This window comes from Xanthomarina sp. F2636L (genome assembly GCF_026410195.1).
GTDB lineage: Bacteria > Bacteroidota > Bacteroidia > Flavobacteriales > Flavobacteriaceae > Xanthomarina.
Window position 1 is genome coordinate 1 of sequence record NZ_JAPMLM010000073.1, and the last position, 13,746, is coordinate 13,746.

Consider the following 13,746-nt stretch of genomic DNA (forward strand, 5'->3'; position numbering starts at 1 on the left):
GCGTGTTTAAGCACCTAATTTAGCAAATAAAAACCGAATAGAAAATCCGCGAGGATTTTCGTAAGTAGGCGAGAACCAGCCATTAATTATACACGGTGTTAGCAAACGTATTTTATTTATTCAGCGTTTTTATATTCTTCGCAATTTTTCATTTCCTGAATCAATTCGGCTTTGTCATAATTCATTTCATATTTTTCTGGTACAATTCCGTTTATCATTTCAATTACAGGACTTAATTCGGGATGATAATAATTTGATAAATGAACAGTTTTAGACAAGGAATCTTTTTTGATAGTAAATGACTTTACATCGCCATCATCAATACAGTCGTTCCTATAATCTGTTTTTAAGCTATCAATATTAATTTCAGATATTTTTTTAAGTTGTCTTTTCGGTAAATCCGACGTAGAGTAGAGAACACTATCCTTTTCATTTTCTAATTCGCCACGGAAAGTAATGGTCAATTTTTCATTCGTAAGATTATAAAGGACAGAGTATGCAAGAGAATAATTATAATCAGCAACTGATAATTCGAATGGTTCAATCGGTTTGTCATTACAAGAAATTGTAAGAACCAAAACTATTGATATTATCAATCCGACTGCGTTTCTCATATGTTTGCTAACGGTTTTGTGTATGATTAGTGGCGTGTTTTAAGCACGGAATTTAGCAAATAAAAACCGAATAGAAAATCCGCGAGGATTTTCGTAAGTAGGCGAGAACTAGCCATTAATTATACACGGTGTTGCCACACGTACTTTTTTCAGTCTGCTGGTTTTTCGATTAATAATTTCAATACAAAACCGTCTTTCCGTTTATTTATTTTAATGATTTCACAGTCTATAATTTCTCCATTTTTCAGTCCGTAAATATATTTTTTTGCTGTTGTCCTGAAATTTGGATAAAACTCCTTTTTAATTGGAATTGTTGCTTTATGTTCTCCCAAAACATAAAATTCGGATTTTCCATTTTCGTTGATTACGACACTGACTTTTTGGATTGTATTAATCAGTTTGTCCATTTCTCCGTTCAACCATTTTCCACGTTCACGGTTGTCTCCAAGTACAAGCTGTTCGTTTTCGTTAAAACCTTGGAAAAGAGTAGTAATTTGTTCTCCAACATTCCAATTTTCATAATCGGTTTGGTTTATTAATGTCGATTTATGGACTAAACCTAAAAGTGAGCCGAATTTCCAATTAAAGTGCAAACCCAAATCTACAAAAATTCCATACTTTGGTTTTTCTACAATAACTCCGCGATATTCGCTATATTTTTCCAAATTTGGTTTGTCAAAAATTTGTTCTTTAGCGTCTATTTGGATTGAAATCGGGTTTTCCTTGACATTATGGATTTTTCCAGTAAAATAACTTCCTACAAGTGAGTTTGAAACATTTTTCCAATATTCCATTGTTGGATATGACCAACCAAAGTGATTGAACGAAATGAATGCAAATAAGCCACCAATTTTCGCAGTAAAACCTGTTTCTTTCGGTTCAACAATTTGGAAAGTCAAACTTTCTTGATTTGCGTAAACCTCTTTAATGTTCAGTAACAAATCTTGTAGATAATCCTTATCGTTTTCTGGGTCAAGATAGTATTCAATATTTTCTGTCGTTTTTCCCAATGTTCAATGTTTTGTTCGTATGTGTGGCAACGTGTTTGTATATGAAAAGTGCGTGTTTGTGTCAGCGGATTTTCGGAACGAAAATCGGAAGAAAGCAAACACGCACTTTCTTTTGGTTAAGCACTAAAATAAGCATTTTTTATACACAGTGTTGTAAGCAGTTTTTTATTTTTCGTCAGTTTTATTATCGTCAATCGTGTCTTTAATTAGTGCGTTATAAATATATTCAGGTGTTTTTTCTTTCATTTTATCCATCTCAATTTGGAAGTGTTGAGATAGAAATTCTTTTTCCTTATCATTTAGGTTTTCAAGAATGCCAACTCTACCATAAAAACTAATATTTTCATCGTCCTTATGAACTAATACTATTAATGGATAACCGTTTTTTGCCTCAAACATTTTGAGGTTTCTTTCAATCCCTTTTTTAGGGTTTTGATAATCTAAAAAATATGTAAAACGAATATCCTTAACTATTGGATTGTCAAAGGTGTTACTTGTCGGAATCGCGGAATTAATAATTCCTTGAACTTCATAAAAATCAGCTTCATTATAGTCAGAGTATTTTTTTTCAGACTCACAAGAAAAAAGTCCGAAGGTCAATATTAATAGTATGGTTATTATTTTTTTCAAATTCCTTTGATTAAGCACTAAAATGAACAGTTTTTATTTTTTAAAAGTCATATATGAGATGTTATTCTCTGGGATGCCACCATATAAATTTTCTATTTTAAATTCATTATTACTAATTTTCACGAATTCAAAACTCTGTGATTGACTTTGTGATTCATGTGTTAATAAAATATTATCTCCACTAATCTCATACTTAAATTTGTCAATTGCATTTTCCGATTTAATAATTGTTAAATCAGAATCTGAAGTGAATTTTATTTGAGTTCGGTTCTCTATAGGAGTTATTTCAGAGTAAGTTCCTTGAAATTCAGAAGGATTGTCATCATTGCTACAAGAGAAAATTGATAATATTATAACTAAAAAAAATACATTGTTTTTCATAAAAAAAATCATTTAGTTAATAATCAGATTATTGGGGTTTAAATTGCTTACAACGTGTTTGAATATGCTTTGTTGCGTGTTTAAGCACCTAATTTAGTAAATAAATACCGAATAGAAAATCCGCGAGGATTTTCGTAAGTAGGCGAGAACCAAGCAATAAAGTATATGCAGTGTTGGCATTTCGTTGTTTTTAATCAGTTTTATTTTTGTCATTATCCGCTTGTTTTTTTAGGTTATATCTAGTAAAAAGTCCCATAAATATTCCAAAAAATAATGCATTCAATATAAATCTCCATATTCTGAAATTTTCACCATCAGAATAGTCAAATCCAGCCATAAGTCCAGCATAAACAATTCCAGAAAACAAGCCTGATTTTATTATTGCTTTTGTCTGTGTATTCATATTTTTTTTAATTCCGTTTTTAGGTTAAATTTATTTCCGAATGAGTGAGAAATTCCGCTTTAAATTCGGGTTTTGCTTTTCAATTCAGTTTCCGATTTCTCAAACGAACTAAAAGTCAAACGTTTTAAATCACTCTTTTTTATGCAACTTTAAATTCTCATTTACTTTTTTGTCAAGTATTTTGTTTTCAGTTCCTCAACGATTTTAAATTCAGTCAGATTTGAGTCATTCGCTTATTTTTCCATTTTCGATTTAATGTCTTTTAAATTACTCATAATTGTCATTTTTAACGGTTCTGCTCAATGAATGCCAACGTGTTGTATAAGGAAAGTTGCGTGTTTGTGTGCGAGGATTTTCCGAAGGAAAATCAGAAGCTAGCAAACGAGCAACTAATATTGGTTTAGCTAAAACTAGCAATTTTTTTTATACGGTGTTAGCCTACGTTATTTTTTTATTAGTCCTTCACTTTTCATAATTTCAAGTGCTTTTTCGGTTTCGTCTGTTCCATTGTTCATTAAACCAGGAAGCATAATAAGTCGGCTTTTTATTTTTCCATCAATTTGTTCAAAGTCAACTTTAAAATAGCTTCTGGTCAAAAACTTTTTGGCTGGCTTAAATTCCACGTTTTTTATTTTATTCCGCTCAATAATTGGTGTTGCAGAATAGTTAGAACTTTTGATTACATTATAAATCAGATATATTCCAATTCCGCCAAACATTATTGTCCAAAACCATTCTTGATTTACAAAACTTTGATATGCATAATAAAGCATAAATATTGCAAAAACTCCGTAAATAGCTAAAGTCCGATATATGCTTTTTCCATTTGTCAATTCCGCCACATTTCCGACAATTCCGTTACGAGTCAGAACAATTTTGTCAGTTAGAATGTGACAAAATCCAGTTTTAGTTTTAAATGTTTGTTCGGTTTTCATAATGTAGGCTAACGGTTTTGTGTATGATTAGTGGCGTGTTTAAGCACCTAATTTAGCAAATAAAAACCGAATAGAAAATCCGCGAGGATTTTCGTAAGTAGGCGAGAACCAGCCATTAATTATACACGTTGTTGCCAACCGTTTTTTAATCAGATTATTAATTTTAAAATTCAAAACGTTATGAAATTCAATCATTTTTTACATCGAGATAACTGTTGGATTGTTCTTTATCACTTGATGTTTTTTGCATTTTTAGTAATGCTTTTTCTTTATGTAAATTTAATGAATCAGTACAACGAGCAAGGTCAGAAATTAAAACATTGTTCTGATTATCCAAGTCAGTTTTATCCTGATTTAAAGAGTAATTTAAATAACCGAAAATGAATACTAAACCTAAAGAAACAACAGTAAGTCCTATGCGTATTTTATTATATAAAGTCAAAGGTGTGTTTTTAGAATCTTTTTCTAATTGGGCGAATGTTGTAAACTTATGTCCTTTATCCGTCAATCTAAAAGAACCGTTTTCATTTTTATCTATTAACTTAAAATCAAGCCTTAAAGAGTTCATTATTCTTATTGATTTATCTTTATCATTAAAAAGATGTATCAAATGCGCTCTAAAGCTTAATTCGGCTTTGTCTGAATCTTTAAAAAATTTAATTACTTTTTCGGCAAGCTCTTTATCTTTTGGTTTCATTTCAGCGTATGAGTGAGTTCAAATGGTTGGCAACGTTTGGGCTATGGTTTCGTTGCGGAAAATGTCCGCAGGACTTTTCCGCCGTAGCCGAAAGATAGCAAAGCGGCGGGAATTTTCGGCAGAAAATTCCACCGCAATGAACTATAGCCGTTGTTGGCTGTAGGCTTTATTCCGGGTTCAAGTTCATCAATATTAATCTGTCGGGACTTAATTCTAGTATATGAAATGTTTTTCCGAAATCACCCAATGAAATAGTCAATGACAAAGTCCGATTACTTTGGTCAATTTTCCACGAGCCTAATTCCGGAATTGCTTCACCATCATTCTTGTCAGAGTTTTTTGAATATCCAATTTTTACTCCGCCGTTATTATAAAAAATTATAACTAAACCTTTATACTCGGCGTTGTATTCGAGTCTTTTAGTCAATATAATTTTCTCATTATTTTCAGTTTTATTTAATTCCCAAACCTCTGAATCGTTACCAAATAGATATTCGACATTAAGCTTTTCTACTTTCTGGTTTTGTCCAATAACAAGTCCAAAAGTTAAGAAAGCAATTATTAATATCGAACTTTTACAATTCATTAGTTTTTCTAGCTTACAGCCAACGGTTTTGTGTATGGTTAGTTGCGAGTTTAAGCAACTAATTTAGTAAACAAAAACGAACGCGAGAAAATTCCGAAGGAATTTTCCAAGTAGGCAACGACCAAAGCAATTAATTATACACTTTGTTGTGCTTTCGTTATTTTTTTTAACTTCTAGTTAAGTTAACAATAGTTTCAAGGAGATTAATTACTTTCTCTTCTTTGACGGCTCTGAATGCGATAAATATAGGCTATTTCTATACTTAAATGATTTTTCTATTTAGGACGTATGAGGTCTGGACTAGACTCTGTAACTAATAATTAAGTCACTAAAAATCTCCGTAATAATTGATTATTTTATACAAAACAATCATTTACAAGCTCAAAGCCCACATTTCTTCTTTATTAATGAAATCATACAATACCATTTCAAAACCATTATTATAAAACAAATATTGATCATTATATATGATATTGTATGATTTTGCTGAGAAATTAAATTTCCCTATTAATATTTTATGATCCTGATCAGCATACATTTCTAATACACCACCAAATAATGCTTTTTGTAGTGCCTCCTGATATAATTTGGATTTTTCAGCAAACTCTTTGTTTATCTTTTCTTGCTTTTTAGTCCATTCCACCATTTCTTTTCTTTTCACCTTTCCCTCAGGTTGAGGGTTTTCAGTCATTATTGGTATTACAAGTGGTTCAGGTGGTATTGCAATCCCGTAAAAGGTTTGATTACAATTGATATATTTGAAACTTCCTAACTCCATACCATAAGTTAGAGATTCTTTAAATAAAACAGGATTCTGGGTTATCAGGTTATAATGATAATTAAAATACTTGACATTTGTACCGTTCCTTGCTGCAACGGTCAATGTCGGAGTTTCATTATTCGTAAAATTTAAATTATAAAAAGTAATTGCCTCAAATTGATTTAAATCTACTGTTCCTGTTGATAACGGGTATTTAATTTCTGTAATTTTTTCATAATTTAATTTATCTCTTTTCTCAAGAGAAATAATTTTACTATTTAGGTCATATTTAATTAAATATAGGCTTTCATTATGTAAGAATGGCATTGCACCTGATTGATATTTGGAAACATCCAATTTTAGTATATTAGTATTGGTTTCTTTTATAAAATTTACTTCATGTATAATTAGATTATTAAGAGCTTTTTTATGGTTTATTAAATAATTATCACTTTCCTCTTTAGATGGTTTTCTTTTTGCACTGTAATCAAGGGTAACTAGTCTTGCTTCTTCCATTATGTTTTGATAATACCCTATACCATCATCAGTTATTCCTAAGGGAGTTATATAAGTGTTTGGATCTACCAGTTCTCCAGATTCCTGAACTAATATATCGGAATATTGATATTCATTTATAATACTACCATCTTCATAGCTTATAGTATAGGCATAGTGCTTAGTCATGGCGAAAATATAGTCCTTAGAAGATGAAACTACTGAATGATAAGGTCCCTCTTTAAGTTTAGTTGTAAATGCTATATCTCCTGTAAGTATTTCAATTTTTGAAATTACAGTAGACTCAAGAGTATTGTGAATGACAAAATTTGATTTTTCTACTTGAGCAAAATTTTCAAATTGAAAAAAAATAAATACGGCAAAAATAAATTTTTTAATAGTATACATAATTCATTAATTTTTAAATAAGTTATTTTGGTTTTTAGCTTCGCTAATATTTCCTTGTTCGAAAAGTATATCTCTTTTTAATAAATGCACTTTTTTCATATTTGGATAATTTAACTCCAAAACATTTAAAGAGTTTAATGAACTCTTTAAATTCCCCTCTTTATACTTCATAAAAGCTAAAAGAAATTTAAATTCCCCAACATTAAACATTCTAACTTTTATTACGGAACTTCTGTCCCTAATGCTTATTTCTCTAGCCACATTTTTTGCTAATAAATATTGTTCAGTACGTATTAATATTTCCATTTTTACTAATAAATACCAAGACTCAATTCCAGTATAAATAACATCTAAATTTCTTTCTTTTGAAATTAACATTGCTTCATCAATTAATTTAATGGGTTCATTAATTTCTCCTTCTTTAGATAAAAGTATAGCGTCTAAAACTTTTTCAAAAACGATACATTGTTTTAATTCCTCTTCAATTTCTGCATCTGAATAACCATAACGCTTCTTTTTAGCTTTTTTTAGTTTTTGCTTTTCTAAAGAAGAACTTAAATTGTTATTATACCATTTTAAGAATTTTAATTCTTCTTTAGCCTGTGGCATTTGACCTGTAATCATATATGATAAGCTTCCTAATGTTAATAGAAAAGCAACTTCTCTTCTCGGTAAACCTTTTAAATCATAAACTAACTGAGGAACTTCTTTATAATTCATAAAAATCCCTTCATTTAATTCATTATTTATAATATATCTTTTAATTAAATCATAATATTCTATACAACCATTATAATCTTTCTCTAAATAGCTTTCATAAAGCAGTTTAAAAGCCTCTATTGGTTGTACTTTATAATCGATTCCTGAAAGAGCTTTCATAGCCGCATTCTCATCACCTAATGCTTTATAACATTTTGATTTAGTAATAGCAATTCTATTTAATGTTGCTTTTAATCCTTTAACCAAATAAATAAATGGTAGAGCGTTTATTTCTGAAGGGTTAGAATTTTTTATTATTTCATTCATAATAAATGAAACGCCCTTAGATTTTTCAATCTTATTTATTTCATTCATTTTCACCTTTATTTCATCTAAAGTCATAGGCGGCTTAGCTGAATAATAATTTTTAACTAAGAGTCTTCTTGAAGCAGAACCTTTTTGATATCTAATAATTTGACTTTCTAATTTTATTAATCTGTCTAAAGTTTCTGCATTAAATTCATAAAATGTTGGCAAACTTCTAATTTCCTCTTTTGTAAATGCAAGGACAGTTGATAATTCTTGAATAAATGCTTTTCCTTCTTCTTGTTCTTGAGTTAATTCATTGGTTAAAAGTTTATATAAAAAAGTGCCAATTGCTATAGCTTGACCAGCACTTTCAGCAAAATTATAGAAATCCAAATCGTTTTGACTTAAAGTTCCTCCAAACTCAGTAACAAAATTTTTAGTATCTTTTACTTTATCTGAATTAGAATTTATTTCATCAACCATATCTTTAAAGTGTTGGTTGTCTGAATCGCCAGATAAATCATTTAAAATAGCCAAAAAATCATCATTAATAATTGTTTCTGACTTGTTATTATTTGTTGTTTTCAAATTACTGTCATTTGGAAAGGCTATGCTTTTAGAGCCTTCTTGGCTGCTCGTAGAATCAATATTACCAATAGTAGATTTTACATTACATCTACTGACTGTCGGAGGGATTTCACCGCAATTTGGGTACATATTTTGAATTGTAGATTGGATATTGTTCAAAGCAGCTACTGTTAAATCAGCTTGTTCCTGAGAGGGCATTCCTCTTTCACATTCACATTTATATGCATACCAAGTAGCTAATTGAGCCCAACCTTGGATACAATTACTTTTAACTTTTTCATCAGCACTCCAATTTTCTTCAGCATCAATCATCTTAGCTTTATATGCATTTGCTTTAGGTGGAGGACATTCTTGTGCCAAGAAAAATTGAAAGTTTAAGATAAATAAAAAAATAAAAAAATGTTTTATTTTAATCATTTTATAGTTTATTTAGTTTACTGGCCATTCTTTATAGTCCATTCTATAATTAAATTCAGATTTGTGAGTTCTAGAAAACTCCGTTACAACACCTTGAACCATTATTTTATCATCACATAGAAACACTCCTTTTAAAAACGCTTCAATAATATCATCTATGCTTTTCAATGTCCTAGTTCCAGGGGTAACGGCAACTCGCATTATTTCTTCAAAATAGTGCATTCCACATGTCTGTTTTAAAATAAGTTCTAAATATTCTTTAGCTTTTTTAATATCAGTTTTAGAAATATGTCCGAGATTTTTAATGAATAATGGGTTCTTTTTACCAAATATTATATAAAATATTTCTTTCGCTTGAGCTTCAGTCAATTCAAATTCATTCAAGGAGTTAGACTCATTTTGAACTTTACTTGCATATTCTTTCTTGCTTGATTGACTGCCTTTATAGAAATATTTAGATTGAATAATATCATTATTTGAACCATACCAAATATAGGAGCCATGTTCTTTCCATTCACCTCCATTATTATTTGGAAAATATTTGAAATTAGCCACAGAAAGAACTTTCCCTTTTCTGTTATAATTTGCAGCAACTTGATCACTTTCATATTCAGTTCTAGTAGCAGTGACGCCATCATAATTGAAAAGGTATTTAGTGGAATTATCAAAATGCTTATGTATCCAGCTACCTACTTCTATATCATTAATATATTGCCCAGATATCCAAATAACATTATTAGTGAAATACTTAATATACTTCCCTTCTTTTAGTCCATTTTTATAATTTATTTCTTCTTTTAAATACCTAGTTCCTTTATTTATAAAAAACACTTCTGAAAGACCATCTTTTTTTCCGTAAGAATAGTTTGTCACTTCTTTAAGGTAATTAATATTTTCACCGCCATAAATATAATTCTCTCTGATATAAGCCTTTCCGTGCCAAACTTTTTTGCCATTATATTCAATTGTAGGAGGGACAGGGTTTTCTAATGATTTAATTTCATCAATATTCCGCATGTATTCATTCGTATCATTCAATGCGGTTTTTTCTTTAAAATCATTAAAGTCTATTTCTAAGGCATTTTCAAATGTCAATTTTGAAATAGAATCATTTTTCTGTGAAAAAGATTTAAAATTAAAAAAACATATAATAATTAAGAAGAGATATTTTAACATGATTTTTAATTAAATTTTTAACAATATACTAAAATTTATTGTTTTATTTCTTTGATTAAAATATTGTCTGTCTAATAATTAGAGTTTTATCATAATGAAGCACAACGTGTTTGTATATGGTGCGTTGCGTGGTTAAGCAACTAATTTAGCAAATAAAAACCGAATAGAAAATCCGCGAGGATTTTCGTAAGTAAACCAGTACTAGCAATGCATTATATACGGTGTTGGCAATAGTTATTTTCTCGGAATCTGATAATTTTGTAAATCATAATAATATGCTCTCATTTCTCCAGAACATTGAATTAATGAATATCTAGCGATGTTTGAATTAAATTTATCAATATTCTCTGCAACAACTAAATCATTTGATAAATGAGATGTGAATGCCAAAATATAAGAGATTCTTTTATTAAATAAATTCTTAAATTCTTCTAGAGATAAATTATCTACATTATGTTTTTTTTCAATAAGTTGATTGTAAATCTTTTCTAAAATCAATTTATCTTTTGTTCCTAACGTTTCTCTTAATCGCCGAGCAGAAATAGTAATTTGATTTGTCAATTCTCTAATTTTTGATTGAAAACCATATTTTACGTGAATTAAATACAATTCTTTTTTGTCGTAATACATAATATCGCATAATTCTAAACCATCAGCTATAATTGTATCTATTACAATATAGTTTGGTTTTGAGTTATATAGGAAATTATATTCGCTCTCTCGACTTATTAAATTCTTGTCCCAAGGTTCGTGTAAAATATAAGATTCTGCATTATAAGTTTTAAGAATATGTTCCGAACTAGTTTTTAAATCTTCGACAAATGAATCTTGTAATTGATACCACTTTGTATCTACTAAAAATGTTGGTGTTCCATTCACAGAAAATTCCGTTGAGATATGGAAAAGAAAACCAGAACCAACTGAAAGTTTTCCATCTTGATAGCTTGCTATTCTTGCACTTCTGACAAAATTCATAAATTTAAATCGGTCATTTACTCCAAACAACTCAACTGCTCTTGACAAAACAGCATCATAGATTTCATTTCTATCATAAACTATCTTAAATACAGTATAACCACCTTTGTCAGTTTTTTCTTTAAGTCTAAATTCGTCAGCTTCGTAGAATTTTTCAATATTATTTGGGTCACAAAAATCGTGTTGGAAGCTTTTATGTGCATTCGATTTACGTCTTCCTAGATTTTCAGTGTCGTCGAAAAGTTTAGTTATCAGTTTTTGATGTAGGACATTGTCAATAAAAGCTTTGTCCGTTATTTCTTTGTATGAATCTAAATAATCAGTAGGTGCAATTTCTGAAATTACGACTAACTCTTTTATAATAGAATGCAATTTTTCAAAATCAACATTTTTTTTGACTTTGAATGCTTTACTAACATAAATCTGTATTCTATCAGTAGATTTCTTTTTTAAAAACTTGAAATGCAAATCTGAAACCTCTTTGCTTAATTTTAAATGAATTTCTTGAGTTACTTTTCCAAACTTTATGTAATCAATTATTCTGTAATTGTCTCTAAACTGCTCACTTAAACCTGCTCTTGAGCCTGTTATTCCTCTTGATTTGATTGAAGCAATTTCATCTTCTCTTGGTTTGATTATTCTAGAGTAAATATTAAGACCAAATGATTGGTCAATAAAAGGTAAAATTATTTGGTAAGCATTTCCTCCGATAACACAAAAAAGGTCAAATTCAGATTCTATAAAGAGTATAAGAGATAATTTTTGTTCCTTAAAGATTTCGTCGCCTGATAAGTCTTTAGGAAGAAATTCTTTCCAATTTGATACAATCTCATCTGAATTATATAAATAAAGGTAATAGGTCAAATTATCCTTTTGGATTGTATTCAGATTTTTTAAATCAAAAGTTGATTTGATACCTAATTTTGAGAATGAAGTATTTAATATTTTCTGGATGACTAATTCAGAAGTCGGTGATTTCTTTAAAAGTCGGTGTTCTAAATCTATCCTATATATTTTCGGATTTTGTGTCATCTAGATTTTTCTCATAATTATTGCCAACGGGTTTGTGTATGAAAAGTGCGTGTTTGTGTCGGAGGATTTTCGGAACGAAAATCGGAAGAAAGCAAACACGCACTTTCCTTTTGATTAAGCACTAAAATAAGCATTTTTTATACACAGTGTTGCCAATAGTTTTTTTAATCGTATCCAAAATTCATTACGATTATTCTATTAGAATTTTTAAGAGTTGATATAATTGTAAAGAAAAATTCGTAAATATTAGTCTCACTCTGTTTTGATTTTTCCACAAATTCATCATCCATGAAAAAGAATTTTCTTTTTTCGGGGTTTTCAGATTTTAGTTTTTCAATTGAGTAAAAGTGGTGACTTTTCAAAGTATTAAATAAATAAGGCACAACTTCATCTGACCATTCCGAAAGGTAATTATCAATTTTTTCTAAATACTCTTTGTAGTTTAACTCATAAAAGTCGGTTGAATCAATTCTATCTTGTAAAATCGATCCATATATTTTAAGAATGTCAGTTTCTTCAGAATGTGGTCCGAAAATCTCGTTCCATTCTTGTTTTCTTCTTTTAATTTCTTCTTTTGGATAAAAATAAGCTTCATTTAATAAATTAGATTCTAATAAATCCGAAATTGTTGGATTCAAATGTTCAGATTCCAATATGTTGAAAACAAAAAAACCATTTGTTTCAATAATTTTCATTTCGTGTTCGATATGCTTGAGTTTCATTTTCAAATTATTGGCAACGTTCTCGGCTATGAGTAGTTGCGTGGGTTAGCACTTAACTCTGCAAATACACACCAAACTGAAAATCCGAGAGGATTTTCAGAAATAGGCGAGAACAAGCAATTACTTATAGCCATTGTTGCCAGTAGTTTTTTTATTTTTAATAATCATTTTTATATCCGCAATCAGGTAAAATCCAACAATTCCAAAAGAACCCAACGCTAGAATATATTGCCCTTTTGGAATTATCAGAAAGATATTTACTCCGATTAAAAAAAGACAAAAAGGATAAGTAAATAGTCTGATTAGAATATTTTTTAATGACCACTCTTTTTCTGGTTTCTTTTTCTCAACTTCTACATCTAAAAATTCCAAAATTTCTTCAAGTTGATTTTGTTTTTCAAAGAAGTACTTCTTTCGAGCCAACCAAACTATTAAAAATCCAAAAACTGAAATAAATAAAGCCATCGGCCAATTATCAACAAAGTCGAATTCCGGTATGTTTTTTGGAAAAATTAAGTAAAGCAAGCCGCATAAAATAATCGCAATAAATGCTTTACCAATCGGATTTAATTTATCAGTTATATTTATCAAATGATTATTGGCATTGAACTCAAATATGAAAATCGGATAGAATGTCATATTCCACAAATGTTGTCTCCACACTTTAATTTCATTCGGACCGATTTCTCCTTTTGCTCGAAAATCACGAGAAAAGACATTCCATAGATGATTGAGAAAAGTATTTTCTTTTCTTAATTCAATTAGTTTTTCAACATCTTTTTTTGTGACTTCCATTTGGTTCGGTCAAATTACTGGCAACGGTTTTGTGTATGATTAGTGGCGTGTTTAAGCACCTAATTTAGCAAATAAAAACCGAATAGAAAATCCGCGAGGATTTTCGTAAGTAGG

Annotated in this window: 14 protein-coding genes; all 14 read right to left on the reverse strand. The window is 29.5% G+C overall.

The features are described from left to right. Window positions 1–116: 116 nt before the first annotated feature. A complete protein-coding gene (locus OS191_RS14705; protein WP_267156461.1) occupies window positions 117–614 on the reverse strand; it encodes a hypothetical protein in 498 nt (165 codons plus the stop codon). A gap of 149 nt (window positions 615–763) precedes the next feature. Then, window positions 764–1,624, reverse strand: coding sequence for a S1 domain-containing protein (locus OS191_RS14710; RefSeq protein WP_267156462.1), 861 nt, complete (start codon window positions 1,622–1,624; stop codon window positions 764–766). Window positions 1,625–1,789: 165 nt separating this feature from the next. Next, window positions 1,790–2,254, reverse strand: a complete 465-nt coding sequence (locus OS191_RS14715; RefSeq protein WP_267149584.1) for a hypothetical protein — start codon at window positions 2,252–2,254, stop codon at window positions 1,790–1,792. 33 nt (window positions 2,255–2,287) lie between these two features. After that, window positions 2,288–2,635, reverse strand: a complete 348-nt coding sequence (locus tag OS191_RS14720) for a hypothetical protein (RefSeq protein ID WP_267149583.1) — start codon at window positions 2,633–2,635, stop codon at window positions 2,288–2,290. Between the two features lie 190 nt (window positions 2,636–2,825). Then, a complete protein-coding gene (locus OS191_RS14725) occupies window positions 2,826–3,038 on the reverse strand; it encodes a hypothetical protein (RefSeq protein ID WP_267156463.1) in 213 nt (70 codons plus the stop codon). A 443-nt stretch (window positions 3,039–3,481) separates the two neighbouring features. After that, entirely contained in the window at window positions 3,482–3,973 is a 492-nt protein-coding gene (locus tag OS191_RS14730; protein ID WP_267156464.1) for a phosphoribosylaminoimidazolesuccinocarboxamide synthase, read from the reverse strand. A gap of 187 nt (window positions 3,974–4,160) precedes the next feature. After that, window positions 4,161–4,670 carry a hypothetical protein gene (locus tag OS191_RS14735; protein WP_267156465.1) on the reverse strand — a complete coding sequence of 170 codons (510 nt, stop codon included), beginning with the start codon at window positions 4,668–4,670 and terminating at the stop codon, window positions 4,161–4,163. 166 nt (window positions 4,671–4,836) lie between these two features. Further along, window positions 4,837–5,256: a lipocalin-like domain-containing protein gene (locus OS191_RS14740; RefSeq protein WP_267156466.1), complete on the reverse strand. Its 420-nt coding sequence runs from the start codon at window positions 5,254–5,256 to the stop codon at window positions 4,837–4,839. Window positions 5,257–5,629: 373 nt separating this feature from the next. After that, the gene (locus tag OS191_RS14745) at window positions 5,630–6,919 is read right to left on the reverse strand and encodes a hypothetical protein (protein ID WP_267156467.1); all 1,290 of its coding nucleotides are present in this window, start codon (window positions 6,917–6,919) and stop codon (window positions 5,630–5,632) included. Between the two features lie 6 nt (window positions 6,920–6,925). Then, window positions 6,926–8,932 (reverse strand): hypothetical protein, encoded by a 2,007-nt coding sequence (locus OS191_RS14750; protein WP_267156468.1) that lies wholly within the window; start codon window positions 8,930–8,932, stop codon window positions 6,926–6,928. 12 nt (window positions 8,933–8,944) lie between these two features. Further along, window positions 8,945–10,027 (reverse strand): toxin-antitoxin system YwqK family antitoxin, encoded by a 1,083-nt coding sequence (locus OS191_RS14755; RefSeq protein WP_267156469.1) that lies wholly within the window; start codon window positions 10,025–10,027, stop codon window positions 8,945–8,947. 315 nt (window positions 10,028–10,342) lie between these two features. After that, window positions 10,343–11,947, reverse strand: coding sequence for a DUF6119 family protein (locus tag OS191_RS14760; protein ID WP_267156470.1), 1,605 nt, complete (start codon window positions 11,945–11,947; stop codon window positions 10,343–10,345). 332 nt (window positions 11,948–12,279) lie between these two features. Further along, window positions 12,280–12,837, reverse strand: a complete 558-nt coding sequence (locus OS191_RS14765) for a hypothetical protein (protein ID WP_267156471.1) — start codon at window positions 12,835–12,837, stop codon at window positions 12,280–12,282. 120 nt (window positions 12,838–12,957) lie between these two features. Continuing rightward, window positions 12,958–13,632 carry a hypothetical protein gene (locus OS191_RS14770; protein ID WP_267156472.1) on the reverse strand — a complete coding sequence of 225 codons (675 nt, stop codon included), beginning with the start codon at window positions 13,630–13,632 and terminating at the stop codon, window positions 12,958–12,960. Between the last annotated feature and the right edge of the window lie 114 nt (window positions 13,633–13,746).